Here is a 20,816-nt window from a genome sequence, read left to right on the forward strand (position 1 = left end):
GGCCCAAACCATAAAAAGCATATGATTGCAAGGGTAATTATGGGAGTTAATGTTCGTCGTAACCTTATATTGTTCATTTAATTTTGATTTTAAATTCCTTACGAATTAATGAACAAAATCTCTCAAAGCCCCCTTAAATGCTTATGCTTTTACCGAATGGTTATAAATGAATGTCTGAATAGTCGCTAATCTTTTAGTATGATTTACTGGAACCAATTCAGAAATGTTTTCCGTTTGTAACGACTGATATTGATTTTACCAATTGAATCATTTTGAATAGATGATTTTAACCAAATAAGCAACTTACCATTTTCAATCTTTTCAATTTGTTCAATAGCATCTTTATGGACAATAATTTGCCGATTGGCTCTAAAAAACAATTGATCGTTAATCTTTTCTTCAAGATCATTCAATGTGAAATCTGTAGTTATTATTGTACCATCAATTTGAATAGTATATACAATCTTATTTTCGCTATAGAAGCACGCAATATTTTCATAGGTCAACTTAGTTGTTTTCGCGCCACTTTCAATAGTAATTTCGGCATCTTTCATGGATAATTTGTACAAATTGTAAATGTCTAGTGCATACAATAAGCCTATAAGTATAAAACTCAATAACAAGGTGATTATCAAACCAATTAATAAAGAGTAGAATTCCATTTGTCCTCCTGCAACAATTTCAAAACCAATATTTAAAGGAATATACATGATGGTAATATATCCCAGAGTAGAAGCAATAAACCGAACTATGCTGTTAATTTCTACCTTTTTAGACAAATACTTCTTCTTATAAAATTGAAAATTAATATCCGCTATGATTCCAATAAGAATACATAAAACAATAGATGACAGAAAACCTTCTAAAGGGAATCTATAAGATTCACTGCCTGGGAAACTATCGCGGGTTGCTAGATGATTTACTACTAACGAAAAAAGGATAAATACAATTAATTTTTCAAACCATAGCCATGCAGTGCTACCGGAAACTGTATGCCAAATATTTTTTAAATTATTCTTAGATGGTTTTGTAGTACTCATGAAATTAAAAGCTTCATTTTGTCAGCTTCAAAAGTAAAGAATAATTTTTCCTTTATGTTTTAGAGAGAATGTTGCTTGTCATACATAGAATTCATTTTATTATTCTTCTACTCATTTAATAGAAGCAAATTCTGTCGTTAATTGTAAAAGGGATCCGTGATAAAGTGGAAAGTTACTATGAAGAATCTTTCTTGAGTATTTTTAGCAACGTCTCCGGTTACCGCAAGTTGCGGGAATAAGGACGCTGATTTGTCGGATTAGTGGTTTTAATAATTGGTCTCTAAAATAACAATTTTCACCTAGCTACCCGTTATTTGCGGAGAACGGTTGTTGGCAACTGGCCTTATTCAGTTTTAATATAAGGTAGAATGTATTTTTCTAATATTTTTTCTGGTTGTTGTGTTTTTGAGTTTCTGTAATTTCCAGATGTTATTACAACGACCATTTCCAATTTTGGTAGTATGAAAATATATTGTCCACCAGCACCTCTTGCCTCGATTGATTCTATAGAATCTCCGTTAAGTTCATAATTGTAATGCCACCATAAATAACCGTATCCGTTTTCATCAGCTGTATTTTCTAAAACACGATAATTTTTAAAAGAATCGTTTATCCACTTCTCTGACAAGATTTGTTTTCCGTTTGATTTACCTTTGTTAAGATACAATTTTCCGAACTTCATCATATCTCTTGGGGTCAAATACATTCCACCACCAAAATATGGACGACCGGTCATATCCGTTTGTATTATATAATTTGAAATTTCCAGCTTTTGAAATAAGTTTTTGTCCATAAATATCTCCAATGGTTCAGAAATAATAGAGTCCATCGCTACGCCAACAAGGTATGGATTTGCAGACCCATAGTTAGCGTGTTTATTAGGCTCATTAATCATTGGCGCGTCTAAAATCGTTTTAATCCAGTCTTGGGTAGGTTGATAGTTGTCTTCTGATGCTACTGATTTTCGTTTGATACCAAAATCAACAGCATCCAAGCCCGAACTCATAGTCAAAAGACTTTTGATGTCGATTTTACTATTTAGACTGTCTTTATTGATTTGGTATTTTTTAGGTAAAAATTCAAAAATGGATTGGTCCACAGTATTAAATAAATATTTGTCTTTTGCGATACCCACTATGGCAGAAGAAATACTTTTTGATGCTGAACGCATATCGTGTGGAATTTTTGAATTGTAGCCATCAAAATAGTTTTCATAAATTATTTTGCCATTTTTTGAAATCAGAACAGAATGCGTATTAGGTAGAGAATCTTTTAAAATGAGTGATTCCATTTCTGTAAGTTGAAGATTCCCGTTAATTTTATTTGTTGCAAAATCACCTATTTTCCAATTGCTTTGAGATTTTTTTAAGCCTGTCTGCATTACTAAACTATTTCCTAAATAAATTCCCAATTGAATTTTATGAGAAAATAGTTTCCCTTTAAATTTCAGTCCTGTTTTAAAATCTACAAAGGAAATACTGTCATTTTTCTTTTGAAAATTTGCACACCAAGTTCCAGTAAAACGGTCATCGGCAAGAATAGGATATGCTTGATACTCGTTATCAGAACCGTTTTCTACACTTAAATAAAAATTTAGAGATTTAAGTTCATCCACCATCAATATATTCCAAGTTCCTAAAAAAGTGTTAGTTTTCGACTTGGTTAATTTTATTTGATATAACAATAGGCCAGATTTGATGAACCCGTTTATTTCTTTGCTATTTTCCGACAAATCTCCCGTAAATGATAAATCTTCACTTATAGGAATTTTAATAAGTTTATCTGTATCAAAATTGAATGCTGTATGAATTATATTTTTATCATTAGAAATTTTAAAAACAGCATTTTCAGTGTGTAAACCTTCTATTACCACTGTGAAATTGAATGTTTTTGAATTTTCTATTTTCCCCTCCCAACTGCTTGTGTAATCCGCCATATTTTGGCCTGAAACACTAAATGTAGGAATTATAAAAAAGAAGATAAGAATTCCTTGAAATTTCATTTTTGATTGATTTTTGATGAAGAAACAAAGATGAGATTATTTAAACCTCCAAAATTGTATAAAATTAGCATTGGAAAATTTTTTTGAAGAATTTTGAAGGTGTCGTTTGGTAAATTCTTTTAAAGCTTGTGATAAAATGGCTTTGATCAGAAAAACCACATTGATAGCAAATTTCAGTCATTGAAAACTGGTTTAAAATGATCAGGTTAAAAGCTTGGTTGACTTTTATTAGTCTTATGTAGTTTCCTAAACTTGTTCCAAAATATCTACTAAATTCTCTTGATAAATGTACTGGATGTAGGCCTATAATTGAGCTCAAATTTTTTAGAGAATAATCGATTTGTTCTTCAAATAGTAGTTCTTGAAGTTTTTTTACCCAAATAGGATTTTTTGAATTTTGGTCTTTAATTCCCTTAATATTACTGAATATTTCTATCAAGAAAGTGTCTATATTCAAATTTGAAAACTGGTCGTTTATTTTAGATTCAATGAACACTTTGTTAATTGATTTTTTAATTAATGGATTCTTTAAGTTGATACTTCCTTCAAAATTTGTTGTTTGAATATCAAAATTTGAAAACCAATTTTCATTCATTTCAATATGAAATCCTCTTGTAAATTCCTGTGGTTTTATATTGTAGTGTGCGTCTTGCCAATTATGAAATAATAAACTTCCAGGTTCTAAATAGTAAGATTCGCTTTTATTAGATTCAAATAATTTGCCTTGAAGCAGATATGTGAAATAAGGATTTTCGTGATAATGCCAATCAACTTTACTGTGAGTATATTCTGTATCGGTAAGGATAAGATTTTCAAAGGGTAATTTTTGGTAGTGTGTTCCGTAAAACTCGCCTGTTTGTAGTTTGTTCATTCTGTTTCTTCAGCTTGTTGCCAACGGTCTCGGTTTTCGCCAGTTGGTGGAGTAAGGAACGCGGATTTTTCGGCTTAGTATTGATTTGTCGGTCAAGTTAATTATTTTCTTTCTAGCGCTACCGCTTATTGGCGATAAACCGTCTTAAGTTTAATTTCTCTAAATTTTAATTGTATAACCAGAAAGAACAAAAGAGAGGAATAAGGTTAAATTAACCGTGGGAACTTGAGATTCCGTCAACAATGATAATCCCCTCTCTTTTCTACTTTAATTTCGTTTAGTTCTGTGAGACCTGGATCTCGTTTTTAAGTCGATGAAACCAAAGTAGCTGTTCTTTCCAATCATTCTCTTATGGATAAAATTAAACATTTTTACGGAGTAGACATCAGTAAATCATTCTTTGATGTAGTTGATAAGGATGGCAAGCATGATCAGTTCTCTAACGATGTAAAAGGCTTTAAAAGCTTACTGAAATTCATTCAGAAAGATAGCCTGGTAGTCATGGAAGCCACTGGTTATTATCATTACAGATTAGCTCAATATCTGTATGAGAAAGGTATCACGGTGTCGGTTGTAAATCCACTTTCGGTCAAGCGTTTTATTCAAATGAAGCTCTCTAAGATCAAGACCGATAAGAGTGACGCTAAAGCGATCTGTGAATATGCTCAGGCTACAAAAGTTCCATTGTATACAGCCAGGAATGCAGTTCAGGCAGAATGCTTGCAGCTGCTGAGTCTTCAGGATCTTTACCTGAAACAACGAACAGCTGTAAAAAATAAGATCCACGGAGAGAAAGCTCTCGGCACACCTTCGAAGACAGTCACTCGATCTTTGAATCGTTCGCTAAAGCAGTTAGAGAAGGAACTAGCCCAGATCGAATCCAAGCTGGAATCCTTAGTCAGAGAAACCCAGGAAGATCAACTGGAGCAATTAACCAGTATTCCTGGAATGGGAAAGAAAACAGCTATGTTATTAATTGTACTTACCGACGGATTTACAAGTTTTGAAAATGCCAGGCAGCTTTGTTGTTATACAGGAATAACTCCAACGATCAGACAATCCGGAACCAGTGTAAGAGGTAGAAGCAGAATTAGCAAGGTTGGAAACCGGAAACTGCGTAATTTATTGTTCATGTGGAGTTTCACTGCCTGTAAATCTAATAAGGCCTGCAGAGAGATCTATGAACGCATTGTAGAGAAAGGAAAGAGTAAGAAACTGGCGCTAATTGCGGTGTGTAATAAGCTCCTGAAGCAGGCATTTGCCATAGCTAAATCAGGAACCTATTACCAAGAAAATTATATGTCCAAATTAGCTTAAAAGGACTTGGATTTTACCTTAGTTCTTTGTTGTAACGCGTTTTAGTTTTTATTTAAAAATGTTCTATTCTTTTTATATTCTTCAAGTTCTTTTAATTGCTGTTTCAACTCTTGATTATATTTATAATTCATATTTATTAGAATTATTTGAATTATTGGAGCTCTATAAACAATCTTTTCAAAATCAGATTCTTGAAAATTAATAATCAGTTTTTGATTTAATTCTAAATTTCTAAATCCATTTTCCATAGACTGAAATTGTAATTTACCAATATTGTAAATTTTGATATTCTCTTTTTTGTTTTGTAAGTAGATTTTATAAGGACATTGATTAAAAATCAAATCATTTGCTAGAAATAAATCGAGTGGAAATTTTTGATATAAATTTTTTATGTTCTTTTCATAAAACTTTTTTGTTGCTTTGGAGTCAGCTGCTATTGAATTAAGCAGTTCTAGATAATCTTTTTTGCTTCTACTTTCTAATATTCCTTTTTTTATCATTTTATCTTCTAGAGAAGACATTAAATCATAAAAGTCAGCGCTTACCGGTCTTAAATCTTTTAGACCTTGAGTTACACAATTTCTAAGGTTCAATTCAATTTCTTGATTTTGGCTTTGACAAGAAGTTGAAAACAATATAAATACTATTAGAAGCTTTTTTAGCATAAGAATAAGTTACATTATTTTCTTTGTTGGATCACGTTAAATGCGTTACAACGGTCCCGGTTACCGCAAGTTGCGGGAATAAGCACGCGGATTTGTCGGATTAGTGGTTTTAATAATTGGTCTCTAAAATAACAATTTTCCACTAGCTACCCGTTATTTGCGGTGAACCGTTGTTGTGGCTAGTTTTTGTATTTATTTCTAATATTAAACGCTACAATGGAAAATGCTAGGTTCTATTCTTTTATTTCCTTTCTAATCAAAATTAAAGTACTTTCTAGATCTCGCATTAATGGAACGTAATGTGCTTGTTCTGTGGCATAACCAGTGAAAATAAACATGAGTATATTATTTTCAAATTCTGTAGAATTTAGTAATTGTAAATTACTAATCTCATTTTCAGCTTTGGGCAAACCAATTTGATTATACATTCCTGTTTGTTCAAAAATAGTACGAAGACTGGTTTTATCCGTTCTAAACATATCCAAAACCTTTTCTCTTTGTACACTTAATTCTTTTTCTTGTCTTGAAATATCTTCCATGGTCGATAACCAATTGGTTAGTCTTTTTCTTAATTCATCGTTCGAGAGAGTTTTAAGATTGCCGGAATTAATCATTTCATTTAAGAGTGAATTATTTGGGTTGAAGCTGATATCATTAGAGAAGGTATTGTATAAGAGATTTGAAAACGCTGCTTCTGAAAGGTTGTTGTCATTATAAGTAATATATTCCAGGATCTTTTTTGAACCTTCACAATTTTTCTTGTTTATTGAGATTAGTTCTTGCAATTTTAATCTACTAGTTTTGAATTCTTGCTCTAAACCAGTTAAATATGTTTGTTCATTATTACTTTTTATTCGATTTTGATTTGCGTTATTGATAGCAAGGGCTATTAATATTCCAATAACAACAAGAATAATTTCTCCCAGCGCATAAAATAAGTATTTGGTAAACTTATTCTCTGATAGTAAATTCAGTCTGATCTTTCTGAAAAATTTAATCATCTCTTTCTAATTTCCTTTGCCTCCCTTTATTATAAGCCATATTGCAAATGACATCTCTCCGATTACACTTGGAATAGCGACTAAGATTAAAAATACAGAACTATAGTCTTCATAATTTGAAATTAAAAAATGTGCAGCAGTATCCGTAATATACATAACTCCAGCAATCAAAAGGAAAATAGCAATGAATGTAGGTTTCTTTATTATGATACTCAGAAGAACTAAGTGTATTCCAAAAAAGAATAGACCAATGAGCCAAATTGTATTGAAATTATCTACTTGTTTTAGGATTTCTATTTCTATGGAAGAATTTAAAGCTAATGGGAGCGCAAATATGGCTACACCCATGATAGCCGCATGCATCATTCTGAAAAATATACTTAAAACAATTAAATCATGTGTTTTATACAGCTTGAAAAGAGCCCATGCAACCACCACATCGAAAACAACAGTAATTAAGAATGCAACTATTCCGAATCTAACGATTAAATGATTAGTCTGAATGGTCTCTATTGGTGATTTGATTATCGCTTCAAGTACAAAAAAGTTAGCGAAGATAGCTGCAAAGAATATTATCCAATAGCTTATGCCGGCAGTTATTGATAAGCTTCTTGAATTCACTTTAATAATTTATTTTATATTAATTACTATGTTTTGCAACTAGAACGAACATGAAATGTACTCTATACCAGTATTTTATAAATCAAAAATAATAATTTTTATGAAATCATCAGCTAGCGTTTTTGACTAACAATTTTTACAATACGGTCATACATTATTTCAGATAGGCTCCAATTATATCCTTCGAAATTGACCGTGTTTGTAAACTGAATAACTACCGCATCAATATCCTGGTGATATTTTGCAATAGTCTGATAACCCGGAATTAAACCCGTATGTTCATATCTGTAAATAGAAGAATAGATTTCCCGCTCTTCTTTTGTTTCGAATGCGGAGCCATCATTTAAGGCTCGAATAAATTTGCTCAGGTCTTCGGCTGTTGCCAATATAGAACCTACATTTTCCGTTTTCAAATCCTTATCGTATCCAACATAGTATCCGCTCATCACATCATCTATGTTTACATCTTCAATAGAACCAAAAGTATGCTTTAAATTTAATGGGTTTAATATTTCTTCTTGAATGTATTGAAAGCTACTATATCCAAGAACTCGGTTTATTATTCTTCCAATTAATAAGTAGTTGGTGTTAGAATATTCATAATCTTCATCGGGTTTGAAGTTGGCTGGTTTATCCAAAACCAAAGCCAGATTTTCATCTGCCGTTTCTTTGGGGTTTGCCCAGTACATATATGTGTCCGTATAGTTTGGAATGCCACTTCTGTGTTTAACCAACATACGCAAAGTGATTTTATCTGCATATTCTATTCTGTTCTTCAATTGGGGTAAATAATCTGGAAGTGTTTTGTCTAATGATAATTTTCCATTGGAAACAAGTTTGGTAACAGCTAAGGCATTATATAATTTGCTTACACTGGCAATTTTAAATAATGCATTGGGATCAGCTGGAATTTTTTTTTCTCTATTTTTATAGCCCGAGGTATATAATTCTGTTTGGCTCCCTTTTTTAGTAATACAAACAATTATACCATCAAATCCATAATCTTCCGCTCTGTTTACTTGTTCTTGAACTGAATTCGGTAACGGAGCTATCCAGGCTTTTACTATAGGCCAAGGCACAAAGTATAATGATACGATTGTTCCAACAAACAATATTACTCTAAGTATCAAGGTCCTAGTTTTTTTTGCCATATTATTTCAGCTCTGGTTAAAAATTAGCCACAACGTGCCCGGTTACCGCAAGTTGCGGGATTAGGGACGCGGATTTGTCGGATTAGCTGTTTTAATAATTGGTCTCTAAAATAACAATTTTCAACTGGTTACCCGTTATTTGCGGTGAACCGTTGTTGTGGTGCGTATTTATTCTATCCAACCATTAATTTCGACTTTATAACAAATACTTTCTTTTACAATAAATATTTTATATCCTGCATTTGAAAAATAATCAAATAAGTCACTACCTCTTAGCCTATTCCCATCATTGTATTTTCTAATTTCATTAATAATTTCTTTTAGAGATTGAATTTTTTTTGATTCTAAATTGGGGTAAATTTCTTTCTCAGAAAAGTATGTTGCACTAGATTTATCAGAAAATACATCAATTAAATAATAAAACTCATTTTCATTTGGATTCTTTTCTCTACTTAATATTTCTTCATCGTATTTGATAAATACTGTATCTCTTAGGGGTTTTGTGATTAATTTTTCACTTGAAAATTTGATTGGATAGTAAGAGTTATAAAAATTTTCATAAGGAGATTGTCTTATTTTTATGTAACTGTTTTTATCAACTATAAAAATAATGTACTTATTAAAAAGTTCATTTTTTAATAATTTTCTATTTACTGTTCTACTGTATTTTCCCGGATAGTAAAACTCCCGCCGTTCAACGTATCCTTTTAGCGAATGAACTTTATCTGGTTTTAAATTGTATAAAGTATCCAATTTCTTTAATAAAAAATAACCTTCCGTTCCAGTCCATTTAATATTTTCAATTGTTTCTTGTTCGAATTGTTTATAACTGTAATTTTCAAAATCATTAGAAAACAAAATATAGTGTTTGTCATATTTAAAGTATAAAGTATCCTTTTTTTGAGCTTGAGTAAAAAATGTCGTACTCACAAATATTAATAAAATATAGACTTTCATATTTTGTTTAAATTCGAAATCGTGGTTAAATATGCACCACAACGGTCTCGGCTATCGCAAGTTGCGGGAGTAAAGTCGCGGATTTGTCGGATTAGTTATTTTCTTTCTTGGTTTCTAAAATTACACTTTTTCCTGAATACCCGTTATTTGCGATGAGCCGTTGTTGTGCGCTGGCATTGCGTTCACATCATCTTGTCTAAAATTTTTTATGTTTTTTAATTTTGTGATTTAGTTTCTAGCATTTTAGGAACTTGATCGTAATATTCCTGAGTTAAGACTTCTGTCCATTCTGTTGGTTTTTCTCCGCTATAGAATGCTAAATATGTAACATCACATTCTTTAGTAGATGAGTGCCAATGCTCAGTTTCTTTTTCGCATCTAATTACATCTCCCTCTTTTAGAATTATAGGCTTTTTACCCTTTTCTTGATAGTAGGCTTCACCATCTACAATTACTAAAACTTGAACAGAACCGTGTTTGTGCCAATCTAAAGTTGAGTTAGCTTTGAAGGTTGCTTTGGTAATGTTGTAACCTAATTCTTCATCATCGTGAATTAGAGGATTTAACCAAGCTTCTCCAATGTAATGAGTATTGGGTGCCTTAGTTCCTTCTGTCTTATAGGAAGATACTTTATAATCAGAACTTTGGGCAGCTATAAATAATGGAGCGAAAAATATCAGTGTAAGAATTGAATATTTCATAATTGTTTTTTTTATTAATTATTTTCTTAAATCCTTCTTCGTCAATGCTTGCGTACAACGGTTACGGTTACCGCAAGTTGCGGGAATAGGAACTTGGATTTGTCGGATTAGTTGTTTTAGTAATTGGTCTCTAAAATAACAATTTTCAACTAGTTACCCGTTATTTGCGGTGAACCGATGTTAGGCTGCGTTATTTTCTAACGGTTTTATTTTATTGAATTCTTTCTCTTTCAAAGATTTTTCTTCTTCTAAATCATAATCATCTTGTAAACCTAACCAAAATTTAGCAGTTGTTCCAAAATATTTTGAAAGTCGGAGAGCTGTATCAGCAGTTATTCTTCTTTTCTTTTTAATGATTTCACTTATTCTTGTCTGAGGAATAAATGTTTCTTTGGAAAGCCGGTATGCTGTGATTTCCATTGGATCTAAAAATTCTTCTTTCAAGATTTCTCCAGGATGAATATTTTCTAACTTTTTCATTTTTTTATCTTTTTAAAATTAATGGTAATCGACAATTTGAACCTCAAAAGCATTGTCATTTTCCCATTTGAACATTATTCTCCATTGTTTATTAATTCTAATGCTATGAAAACCTTCTAAATTTCCACTCAGCTTTTCCAAATGATTAGCTGGAGGAATTCGTAAGTCATTTATATTTAGAGCATTATTTATCATTCTTAGTTTTCTTCTAGCTACGTTTTGAATATTAGCAGGAAGCTTTCTTGATTGGGTTCCATTCCAAATTTTGTCAGCTTCTTTGTCTGCAAATGATTTTATCACAAATAATTTTGTTTTACGTTACTAACGTCAAAGATAAGTAAAAAATTAAAAATTAGAAGTTCCAAGCACGATAAAATTATGCTGCCTAACGGTCTCGGTTATCGCCAGTTGGCGGAGTAAGGGACACGGGTTTGTCGGCTAAGTATTGGTTTGTTGGTTAAGTTAATTATTTTCTTACTAATGGTGCCGCTAATTGGCGATGAACCGTTGTTAGCTACAGTATTTTTAACTCGTGCTCTAATAGCTTAACGAAAAAATTACGCGTATTATTTAATAAATCTTGATTTGCTTCACTACTTGTAATATAGAAGCGACCTTCTTTTTCTGAATCATTTGATTGATAGAATCTAAAATAATTCTTTGAGTCTAAAAAACCTTTTACTTTTTTACCTCGCTTTTCTAAAAGTTCTATTTGACTTTGATTATGAACTAATATATTCCGTACTTCTTTAGCATTAAGTAAAAAATCCCATTCTGGTTTAAGATTATTGAAATTTACTTGACAAGTCCTGGAAAGATATAGTTTTGCTTTATCAATTTCATTAGAACCTCTTAGGTGATTTACTGAAAAATTAGTATTAAACTTTTTATGATGAAATTGACAGATACTTTTTAATTCATATTCTAGAAAGGAAATAATTTGAATATAAAATGAAGATCTAAAATTATGTGTGGATTGTAAAGTAAGATATTGATGGTCGCCTATTAACTTATCTAATAAATATCGAGAATAACCTGAATCATAAGTTTCCTCATCATCATCAGACATGAATTGTTTCAATTTTTCATCTAATTGTTTTTCTTCTTCTTTTAAAAATTTTTCAATCATCTTTTGATAATTGTCAAACTCAATAAACACCAATTCGATACCGAAAAGTTTATTTGTGTGTGATCGTAAAATTTTACTCGAATTTTTCATAAAAATATTGGAGCTAACGGTCTCGGTTATCGCTAGTTGGCGGATTAAGGACGCGGATTTGTCGGCTTAATATTGGTTTGTTGATCAAGTTAATTATTTTCTTTCTAACGCTGCCGCTTATTGGCGATGAACCGTTGTTGTGTTAAGTTTTATTGTACTAATCTTTTTTCTAGTTCCTTTCTAATTTCTTCTGGATCTGGGTTTTTTGCCAATAGTTTACCATTTTCATCTATCAAGAACATTGCGCCACCTCCGCCATCAACTCCATATTTTTGCCAAATACTATTCTGGCGATCTAGTTCTACTAGGTTTTTCCAGGGCCATTTTTCTTTTTTAAGAAATCTTTCTAATCTTTCTGTGTTTTTAAATTCACCAGCTACACCAACGATTGTAAATCCGTGATCCTTATATTCGTTATAAATAGGAATCACTTCTCTGGTTTTTTTAATACAAGGTCCGCACCATGTAGCCCATAAATCTAACAAAGCGATTTTTCCTTTTATTTCGTTGGATAATTTGACCGATTTCCCTTTTAAATCTGGCGCGTTAAAATCAATAAATTTATTGCCAATTTTAGCCTCGGTCATTGCTGATAATAAGTTTTTGGCCAATTTATTATAAGGGTGATATTTATTGTTTTCTGAAAGTATTTTATGTTGTTTGACTGCCTCGTCCACGTGTATTAAATCTTGAAAGTAGATAAGGTTATTTAAAAAGAAGAAATATGAAAGAATGGAAGGATTTTCCAATATATATCTATTTTTTAGTTCTAACTCATCTTCAAAACTCAGTTCAGGATATTTATTGAAAAGTGAATCCTTGTAGTTTTTAAATGATTTCAATTCTTCATTTAATTGACCTCCTTCTATAACATTTTGATCAAATTTCTCTTCCTCATATATTTCTAGATTAATATCTGAATTGTCTAGAAACACAGGCATAAATCTTCCGCTTCCTTTTTCCTTTGCAATTCCTAACATTAAATCATATCCCCGAGCATGATCCAATTTATACTCATATTTAAATTTTCCATTTTTAACTGGAATTTCTATGATCGAATCGAAACGAAGGTCTTGATTTACTCCCTTTAAAAGGATTGAATTAATGTCTGCACTATGAACTTGCCCCGTTAAATAATAGATTTCATTTTGATTGTTGCAATTTGTCATTATGAATGCAACAATTAGTAGGATTCCGAAATTTCTAAGGATGTTCATAGTTTGAATAAAATTTAGCACAACGGTTCCGGCTATCGCAAGTTGCGGGAGTAAGGACGCGGATTTGTCGGATTAATTCTTTTAATAATTGGTCTCTAAAATAGCAATTTTCAGTCAACTGCCCGTTATTTGCGATTAGCCGTCTTAAGTTTAATTTCTCTAAATTTTAATTGTATAACCAGAAAGAACAAAAGAGAGGAATAAGGTTAAATTAACCGTGGGAACTTGAGATTCCGTCAACAATGATAATCCCCTCTCTTTTCTACTTTAATTTCGTTTAGTTCTGTGAGACCTGGATCTCGTTTTTAAGTCGATGAAACCAAAGTAGCTGTTCTTTCCAATCATTCTCTTATGGATAAAATTAAACATTTTTACGGAGTAGACATCAGTAAATCATTCTTTGATGTAGTTGATAAGGATGGCAAGCATGATCAGTTCTCTAACGATGTAAAAGGCTTTAAAAGCTTACTGAAATTCATTCAGAAAGATAGCCTGGTAGTCATGGAAGCCACTGGTTATTATCATTACAGATTAGCTCAATATCTGTATGAGAAAGGTATCACGGTGTCGGTTGTAAATCCACTTTCGGTCAAGCGTTTTATTCAAATGAAGCTCTCTAAGATCAAGACCGATAAGAGTGACGCTAAAGCGATCTGTGAATATGCTCAGGCTACAAAAGTTCCATTGTATACAGCCAGGAATGCAGTTCAGGCAGAATGCTTGCAGCTGCTGAGTCTTCAGGATCTTTACCTGAAACAACGAACAGCTGTAAAAAATAAGATCCACGGAGAGAAAGCTCTCGGCACACCTTCGAAGACAGTCACTCGATCTTTGAATCGTTCGCTAAAGCAGTTAGAGAAGGAACTAGCCCAGATCGAATCCAAGCTGGAATCCTTAGTCAGAGAAACCCAGGAAGATCAACTGGAGCAATTAACCAGTATTCCTGGAATGGGAAAGAAAACAGCTATGTTATTAATTGTACTTACCGACGGATTTACAAGTTTTGAAAATGCCAGGCAGCTTTGTTGTTATACAGGAATAACTCCAACGATCAGACAATCCGGAACCAGTGTAAGAGGTAGAAGCAGAATTAGCAAGGTTGGAAACCGGAAACTGCGTAATTTATTGTTCATGTGGAGTTTCACTGCCTGTAAATCTAATAAGGCCTGCAGAGAGATCTATGAACGCATTGTAGAGAAAGGAAAGAGTAAGAAACTGGCGCTAATTGCGGTGTGTAATAAGCTCCTGAAGCAGGCATTTGCCATAGCTAAATCAGGAACCTATTACCAAGAAAATTATATGTCCAAATTAGCTTAAAAGGACTTGGATTTTACCTTAGTTCTTTGTTGTACTTAGTTATTATTAGTTACCCTTTTGTATATAGTACTTTTTGAAGAATCATTTAATAATTGAAGTACATCATCATTTTTATTCCACAAATATTTTTCAATTTTCTTATCAGTGTTATATGTGTCGGGATCTGCAAGCTTGAAAGTGACTTTTACATCTGATATAAATCCTCTAAAATTTTCTAAGGGAATTTCAACTGGTTCATATCCTATTTTCATTATTTCAATTTCCTCAATAGAGTTTTCGGAAGAGATATAATTAAATTGGTTTGTACCAATGGGATTGATACTTCCAATTACTTTATTTTCTGATTTTAAGATTAAATAAGGATTTCGCACTAGTTCGTTATTCGTGTCGAATAAACTAAAGCTGATACTCACTGTTTTTGAATCGAATTTTTTATTCTTTCCAAATTCTGGTCGAACTGAATCACTTTTACTTAAAATCTCATATTTAGATTTTTCTACTTTGTATGGGATATACTCTAAAATAATAGTATCATTTTTCATAATATACTTTCCCTGGCTAATGTGTCCTCCATGAGCAAGCATTAAACCTGAACTTTTTTTAAATTTTGAATTTTCAAAGGAAATGGTTGTTGTAACTAAACTATCTGCATTAATATATTTTTCACCCAAAACTTGTGAAGTTGATAATAATGGAAATAGTAGAAATAAATAGAAAATCTTCATAAATAATAATTAAGTACAACGGTCTCGATTATCGCAAGTTGGCGGAATAGGGGACGCGGCGTTGTCGGCTTAGACCTGGTTTGTTGGTGAATTTAATTATTTTCTTTCTAACGGTGCCGTCTATTTGCGATGAATCGTTGTTGTTGCAAGTTTTTGTTTTCTAATTTGGTTTTGGAGGCGGAATCTGTGGTATCAATTTTAATGGTCTATCTCGAAATAATATTTTCAAGTATAAAGTATCTGGAGTCATTTTACTTAGCTCATTAAATTCTTTAGAAATTTCTACCAATAAATTCTTTACTTGTTTTGCATTAGTATATTTATCGAAATAAACTTCTAATCCTGCTTGTCTCGGGGAATCAGAATAATTAAAGTCCTTGCCCTTATTTAATAAATGCCTTCTTAAAATTATATTTAAACTATCAATGGAATGTTTAATATCAAAATTTGTTAAGATTGAATCATTTTGAATAAATATCCGAGATCTGAAGGTAGGAGAACTAATAATTTCATATTCTGAACATTCATACCATGGCAATAGTTCAAATCTTTCTTTTTTTGTGGAATAGTTAATAATTGGAAGTGAATCATTGCAAGCAACTTTATCGATTCTTTCTAGTAAATCTCCATAGTTATTAATACTATCGAGAAAAATGTTTGAACGATTTGTTTTCATTTCAAATTTTTCCTTGTCTGGATAGTAATAGACTTCCTGTTCTAAAACGCTTTTTTTATTCTTATGATTACAAGAGAATAAGGTTAGAATTATTAAAAATGATATGTAATGTACTTTCATCAAAAATTTGCTACAACGGTTTCGGTTACCGCAAGTTGCGGGAGTAGGGACACGAACTTGTCGGTTTATTTGTTTTAATAATTGGTCTCTAAAATACACATTTTCACCAAATTACCCGTTATTTGCGGTGAACCGTTGTTACCTGCCGTAGCGACCTGCTGGATTATCTTAGAAATGGATTATTTCTAATTTTCAAGTTTACCACACTTTTTTAATTTTTCCTGTTATAATAAGTGCTATTCCAAATCCCATTATTGCCCCGATCCAAAATCCTCTAAACTCTTTGTCTAAGAAATAATGGCAAGCAATTCCAAGAAGAAGTATTAGAATTCCAATAAGTCTTACTTTATTCATCTTTTTTCTCTTTTGTTTTATAGGTCAATGATGCTGAAATAATAAATGCAGGAATTATAAAAATCTAAATTACAGATTTTAGTTCTAACCATTCATAATGTCCAATGATTATAGCAGCAAACAATACTATATTTAAAATGTAATATCCTATTTTATTAATTTTCATTTTAATTTTTTGAGTTTTTATTTTTACAGGTTTTCTTTATATTAAAGACTAGTTTAGTTAACCTAAATAAATATATAGCACTCTTAGTATAATGAATATCAGACCACCAAAAAGTGCTAAACTAATAATATATCCTGTGAAATACCTTTTTAATTTTCTTGGATTTTTAGTTTCACGATTAGGAAAATATTCCAGATTAGGTTTCAAGTAAACTTTTGAAAGAAAAATAAATCCAATTATTATAATTCCTAATCCTAAATACAGATAGTAAATTGGAAAATCGGATCTTTTAATTCTAAAATCAGTAATAAATAAGTCAATCAATGATTGAATAAATATGATAGCAAAAAATAAAAGAACCCCAATTGTGTTGCGAATTGCAGTATATGCTAATTCTTTTGATTTATCAAGATCTTTATTTTGAGTGATATTATAAACTAGAACTAGTTTTGTGTAAATTTTATTTACTATCTGCATTTATGATTAATTAATCTTCAAATTTTTTGGGAGCTATTGCAGGTAACTCGTTATATCCAGCCAAATATAAACTTTTATTCGAGTATGTTCCGGGATAAGCGCAGGTTTGGGTCACTTTTAGATCGCTCTGATAATTCTTTAATGCTCACATCTAAAGGGCTTTGTATCCTGGAAAGATCTCTCTGAGTTACATGGGTGTAGATCATCGTGGTCTCTGGCCTGGAATGACCCAGCAGCTCCTGAATATAACGAAGATCAATTCCGTTCTCAAGCATATGCGTAGCATAACTATGCCTTAAGGTATGTGGAGAAACTTTTTTCCTGATTTTAGCTCTTCTACAGGAATCTTTTAAAAAACTTCTAACCGCCGACGCCGTATATGACTTTTCACCATGCCCTTCGGCAAAGTAAATTTTTGGCTCATAGGTTTGTAGATAATTATAAAATAATGGAAGAAAACTCTCCGCGAGCATCACATAACGGTCTTTCCTACCTTTAGATTGCCTGATTAAAATTTGCCTGCGATCTACATCAATATCACGAAGTTTTAAATTTAATAATTCACCAATTCTTAGTCCGGATGCATAAATAAGTGCAAGTATACAGCGGTGTTTTAAATTTCTGGTCGCCCGCAGCAAATCTATGATCTCCTCTTTACTTAAAACCCCTGGAAGATATTTGCTTTTGTCTGGCCGTTTTAATTTAGACGTATCTATTTCTTCCTGTTCCGTTAATTCAAAGTAATGTTTAAGAGCACTTATACATTGGCGATGGGAACTTATAGAATAATTCTGCGCTGCAATTTCATGCTCTACAAATCTGTCTACATCACTTAAATTATAGTATTTTTTGAATCCATGATAAGTAAGGAATTTTGATACAAAATAAGTGTAGGTCTTTATGGTACTTTTACTATAACGCTGTCCATGTAAATAGCGCAGAAAATTTGAAATCTCCGGCCTCTCGGTTTCGGTTAAAAACATTTCATTTTCTATAGGACGCATTTCTGGAATATTAAGTTTTGAATAATCTACATAATAACCATAGTTGTTTAGATGCTTAAACAGCCTTCCTAAATTAGCCTTATTCGCGGTAATGTAAAAACAACCAAACGTGCTGGACCACAATACTCCATCCAGTTTTTTAAGGTGATTTGTCATACTACGGTCATAATCAAAACGTATCTCGATTTGAGAAGTTTTATGATGCTGAAATTCAAACAATTCTATCTTCTGCATTTTACTCAAAATAAGGATTAAATATAGTTGAAAATCAGATAGATAGGGTTGGCTATAAGAATTAATTTATAAAATCGATAAAGTTATATAAACGACAGATTCTTAGTTATTTACATATGCAGCTTTCGAGCTTCAATTTAGAGGTGTTACAGCATTTATTTAAGATATTCCACGTCTATTTTTTTATGATGATTATGTAGGATTATTTTTTCGATTTTATTGTTGGGATGATAAATACTCAAACTGTAATTTGAATGATTTTTTCCAGCCCAGGAGATATCTTCATAACCTTTTAAAAGACTTTTTTCAGGATTTAGCGCTACCACTTGCATATGTTTTGGAGCTAATTCTACCTTATTCCCCCACCAACTAATAAATCCATTTAACCTGAAAGTTGTAAGGGTAAATCCTTTTTTACCTTGAATATTCGGTTCTATTTTGATCGCTATTTTTTCCTTATACTCTTTTGAAGTTTTATTTTTATACTGGATATTTTTTGAAGATTTAAAATAGATATCTGAAACATCAAATATGGAAAGGGAATTGCCCGGTTCCTCGATTTTGATTCCAACATTTTCGAAGACACTGAATAATATTTTGATTTCCTCCTTACTCATTTCACCATCGGCATAGGCCATTTCGTGAAGCATGATTGTCAGCGAATGTTTTTTGGCTTCACTCATATTTTCTAAAATGCCATTGGCCTGCTGAATATTGAACTTTCGGGCTTCTTCCACAAAATCTGAATCAAAATCAAGAAGCTTCATTAACTGGCCCAGGTACACCAATTCACCTTTGGCAACCTTATCATCGGCAAGGATCACTCTGTCAATATCCTTGACGATCGCGAGTTTTTCAGCAAGATTAAAATTCATGGAAAGAATATTAGCAATGAATTAAAACATTTCTTAAAAAAAAGGGGGGAGTATAAATATTAATTTAAATATACTGAAAATCAATAAATTAAGATCTTATTTCAAATTTTGTTTTAGAGACGATTCCGCCTAATTTTTCAGTTTCAAATAAAAAAGCCGGAACATTTAGTTCCGGCTTTCTACTGATATATATTTAAATGCTCTTAAGCCAGCATAATCGCTTTTACGTTTACAAACTCATGTAAACCAAATGTACCATGCTCTCTTCCGTAACCTGAATCTTTTACACCACCAAATGGCATATTCGGCTTAGCCAGTCCAAAAGAATTAATAAACACCATTCCGGTATCAAAATGATATTTGGCCAGTTCTTTGGCTTTTTCTTCATCTTTAGAAAATATTCCGCCACCTAGACCAAATCTACTGCTGTTGGCAATGTCCATAGCATCTTCGGCATCTTTAGCTTTTATAAGAGAAGCGACCGGTCCAAAAAGCTCGTCATCATAAGCTGGCATCCCTGGTTTAAGTTCATCCAGAATGGTTGCCGGATAATAAAAACCATCACCTTCGGGCATTTTTCCTCCACATAGAATTTTAGCGCCTTTCTTCACACTCTCTTCCACCTGCTCGTGCAGTTCTTCTCGCAGATCCTTACGGGCCATTGGGCCAATATCACTATCTTCTTTGGTAGGGTCACCAGCTTTTACATTAGACATTTGTTCTACAAAGGCCTTCTTGAATTTGTCATATACCTTGTCTACCACAATAAATCTTTTTGCAGCAACACAGGTTTCTCCATTATTATAGACCCTTCCTTGCACACAGGTTTTTACGGCCAATTCAACATCAGCATCTTCCAGTACTATATAAGCATCATTACTACCCAGTTCCAGTACCGATTTTTTAAGGTTCTCTCCGGCTTTTTTTCCAATGATCTTACCTGCATCCGGACTTCCCGTTAGGGTAACTCCACGTACAAGTTTGTTTTCTATCACCGCATCACTCTGGTCATGAGAGATCAATAATACTTTGAAAAGATTTTCAGGAAGACCGGCTTCTAGATAGATCTTCTCGAGTAGGAGGGCACTTCCCGTCACATTTTCAGCATGCTTTAAAAGCACTCCGTTTCCTGCCATTAAATTGGCAATAGAATAACGAACTACCTGGTAACTTGGGAAATTCCAGGGTTGTATTCCGTAGATAACTCCAAGCGGAGAATAAGAGATAAGACCGGTACCGCCTTCAGGCAATTCACGTTCTTCGTCCTTAAGACTATCCGGCCCATTCTTGGCAGTATAATCACAAATACCCGAACACAAATCAACTTCCTGTTCTCCCTGTTTTAAAAGTTTTCCCATCTCACTGGTCATCAACTTTGCAAGTTCATCCTTATGCTCGGCTAATTTCTTACCAATATTGGAAATTACTTTAGCACGTTCTTCAGCAGGTTTGGCTTTCCATTTTAGAAAGGCTTCATGACATGATTTTACAGCCGAATTCATTTCATCGTCTGTCATCATTTTGTATTCTTTCAGTGATTTACCATTTGCAGGATTAATCGTTTTTAGCATTTTTTCTTCTGACATAGTTTTTTCTTTTTATAGCAATTTTTTCTAGGATTAAAGA

At 32.4% G+C, this 20,816-nt stretch carries 22 protein-coding genes; 2 read left to right on the plus strand and 20 right to left on the minus strand.

All coding sequences use genetic code 11. The features are described from left to right. Window positions 1–203: 203 nt before the first annotated feature. From LGQ90_RS01045 to LGQ90_RS01055, 3 genes are all read right to left on the minus strand, one after another. On the minus strand, window positions 204–1,040 hold the full coding sequence (locus tag LGQ90_RS01045; protein ID WP_229337240.1) for a LytR/AlgR family response regulator transcription factor: 837 nt from the start codon (window positions 1,038–1,040) through the stop codon (window positions 204–206). A gap of 343 nt (window positions 1,041–1,383) precedes the next feature. Next, the gene (locus tag LGQ90_RS01050; protein WP_229337242.1) at window positions 1,384–3,042 is read right to left on the minus strand and encodes a serine hydrolase domain-containing protein; all 1,659 of its coding nucleotides are present in this window, start codon (window positions 3,040–3,042) and stop codon (window positions 1,384–1,386) included. 64 nt (window positions 3,043–3,106) lie between these two features. Continuing rightward, on the minus strand, window positions 3,107–3,913 hold the full coding sequence (locus LGQ90_RS01055; protein ID WP_229337244.1) for a helix-turn-helix domain-containing protein: 807 nt from the start codon (window positions 3,911–3,913) through the stop codon (window positions 3,107–3,109). Between the two features lie 351 nt (window positions 3,914–4,264). Between LGQ90_RS01055 and LGQ90_RS01060 the strand changes: the two genes are divergently transcribed. Continuing rightward, the gene (locus LGQ90_RS01060) at window positions 4,265–5,230 is read left to right on the plus strand and encodes an IS110 family RNA-guided transposase (protein ID WP_229337246.1); all 966 of its coding nucleotides are present in this window, start codon (window positions 4,265–4,267) and stop codon (window positions 5,228–5,230) included. 41 nt (window positions 5,231–5,271) lie between these two features. Here LGQ90_RS01060 and LGQ90_RS01065 read toward each other — a convergent pair whose 3' ends face one another. From LGQ90_RS01065 to LGQ90_RS01110, 10 genes are all read right to left on the minus strand, one after another. Beyond that, window positions 5,272–5,895: a hypothetical protein gene (locus LGQ90_RS01065; RefSeq protein ID WP_229337248.1), complete on the minus strand. Its 624-nt coding sequence runs from the start codon at window positions 5,893–5,895 to the stop codon at window positions 5,272–5,274. Window positions 5,896–6,128: 233 nt separating this feature from the next. Then, a complete protein-coding gene (locus LGQ90_RS01070) occupies window positions 6,129–6,896 on the minus strand; it encodes a DUF6090 family protein (RefSeq protein ID WP_229337250.1) in 768 nt (255 codons plus the stop codon). A 6-nt stretch (window positions 6,897–6,902) separates the two neighbouring features. Beyond that, on the minus strand, window positions 6,903–7,517 hold the full coding sequence (locus tag LGQ90_RS01075) for a DUF4386 domain-containing protein (RefSeq protein WP_229337252.1): 615 nt from the start codon (window positions 7,515–7,517) through the stop codon (window positions 6,903–6,905). 113 nt (window positions 7,518–7,630) lie between these two features. Next, entirely contained in the window at window positions 7,631–8,668 is a 1,038-nt protein-coding gene (locus LGQ90_RS01080; RefSeq protein ID WP_229337254.1) for a serine hydrolase domain-containing protein, read from the minus strand. A 168-nt stretch (window positions 8,669–8,836) separates the two neighbouring features. Continuing rightward, window positions 8,837–9,625, minus strand: a complete 789-nt coding sequence (locus tag LGQ90_RS01085) for a hypothetical protein (RefSeq protein ID WP_229337256.1) — start codon at window positions 9,623–9,625, stop codon at window positions 8,837–8,839. Between the two features lie 215 nt (window positions 9,626–9,840). Then, on the minus strand, window positions 9,841–10,326 hold the full coding sequence (locus LGQ90_RS01090) for a cupin domain-containing protein (protein WP_229337263.1): 486 nt from the start codon (window positions 10,324–10,326) through the stop codon (window positions 9,841–9,843). Window positions 10,327–10,506: 180 nt separating this feature from the next. Next, a complete protein-coding gene (locus LGQ90_RS01095; protein ID WP_229337265.1) occupies window positions 10,507–10,806 on the minus strand; it encodes a HigA family addiction module antitoxin in 300 nt (99 codons plus the stop codon). An 18-nt stretch (window positions 10,807–10,824) separates the two neighbouring features. Continuing rightward, window positions 10,825–11,106: a type II toxin-antitoxin system RelE/ParE family toxin gene (locus tag LGQ90_RS01100; protein WP_229337267.1), complete on the minus strand. Its 282-nt coding sequence runs from the start codon at window positions 11,104–11,106 to the stop codon at window positions 10,825–10,827. Window positions 11,107–11,320: 214 nt separating this feature from the next. Then, entirely contained in the window at window positions 11,321–11,935 is a 615-nt protein-coding gene (locus LGQ90_RS01105) for a hypothetical protein (RefSeq protein ID WP_229337269.1), read from the minus strand. 239 nt (window positions 11,936–12,174) lie between these two features. After that, window positions 12,175–13,242 carry a TlpA disulfide reductase family protein gene (locus LGQ90_RS01110; RefSeq protein WP_229337271.1) on the minus strand — a complete coding sequence of 356 codons (1,068 nt, stop codon included), beginning with the start codon at window positions 13,240–13,242 and terminating at the stop codon, window positions 12,175–12,177. Between the two features lie 351 nt (window positions 13,243–13,593). Here LGQ90_RS01110 and LGQ90_RS01115 point away from each other — a divergent pair, with 351 nt between their 5' ends. Beyond that, on the plus strand, window positions 13,594–14,559 hold the full coding sequence (locus LGQ90_RS01115) for an IS110 family RNA-guided transposase (protein WP_229337246.1): 966 nt from the start codon (window positions 13,594–13,596) through the stop codon (window positions 14,557–14,559). A 35-nt stretch (window positions 14,560–14,594) separates the two neighbouring features. Here the strand turns inward: LGQ90_RS01115 and LGQ90_RS01120 are convergent, their stop codons facing one another. From LGQ90_RS01120 to LGQ90_RS01150, 7 genes are all read right to left on the minus strand, one after another. Then, entirely contained in the window at window positions 14,595–15,284 is a 690-nt protein-coding gene (locus LGQ90_RS01120; RefSeq protein ID WP_229337273.1) for a hypothetical protein, read from the minus strand. Between the two features lie 160 nt (window positions 15,285–15,444). Then, window positions 15,445–15,960 (minus strand): hypothetical protein, encoded by a 516-nt coding sequence (locus LGQ90_RS01125; protein ID WP_229337274.1) that lies wholly within the window; start codon window positions 15,958–15,960, stop codon window positions 15,445–15,447. Between the two features lie 318 nt (window positions 15,961–16,278). Continuing rightward, a complete protein-coding gene (locus tag LGQ90_RS01130; RefSeq protein WP_229337276.1) occupies window positions 16,279–16,434 on the minus strand; it encodes a hypothetical protein in 156 nt (51 codons plus the stop codon). Between the two features lie 223 nt (window positions 16,435–16,657). Further along, entirely contained in the window at window positions 16,658–17,077 is a 420-nt protein-coding gene (locus tag LGQ90_RS01135) for a hypothetical protein (RefSeq protein WP_229337278.1), read from the minus strand. A 74-nt stretch (window positions 17,078–17,151) separates the two neighbouring features. Further along, a complete protein-coding gene (xerA, locus tag LGQ90_RS01140; RefSeq protein WP_229337279.1) occupies window positions 17,152–18,315 on the minus strand; it encodes a site-specific tyrosine recombinase/integron integrase in 1,164 nt (387 codons plus the stop codon). Between the two features lie 155 nt (window positions 18,316–18,470). Then, the gene (locus tag LGQ90_RS01145; protein ID WP_229337281.1) at window positions 18,471–19,190 is read right to left on the minus strand and encodes a hypothetical protein; all 720 of its coding nucleotides are present in this window, start codon (window positions 19,188–19,190) and stop codon (window positions 18,471–18,473) included. A 203-nt stretch (window positions 19,191–19,393) separates the two neighbouring features. Further along, complete coding sequence (locus LGQ90_RS01150) at window positions 19,394–20,776, minus strand: NAD-dependent succinate-semialdehyde dehydrogenase (RefSeq protein ID WP_229337282.1); 1,383 nt, start codon at window positions 20,774–20,776, stop codon at window positions 19,394–19,396. Window positions 20,777–20,816: the final 40 nt, after the last annotated feature.

Origin of the sequence: Christiangramia sediminis (assembly GCF_020552705.1) — a bacterium.
Lineage (GTDB): Bacteria > Bacteroidota > Bacteroidia > Flavobacteriales > Flavobacteriaceae > Christiangramia > Christiangramia sediminis.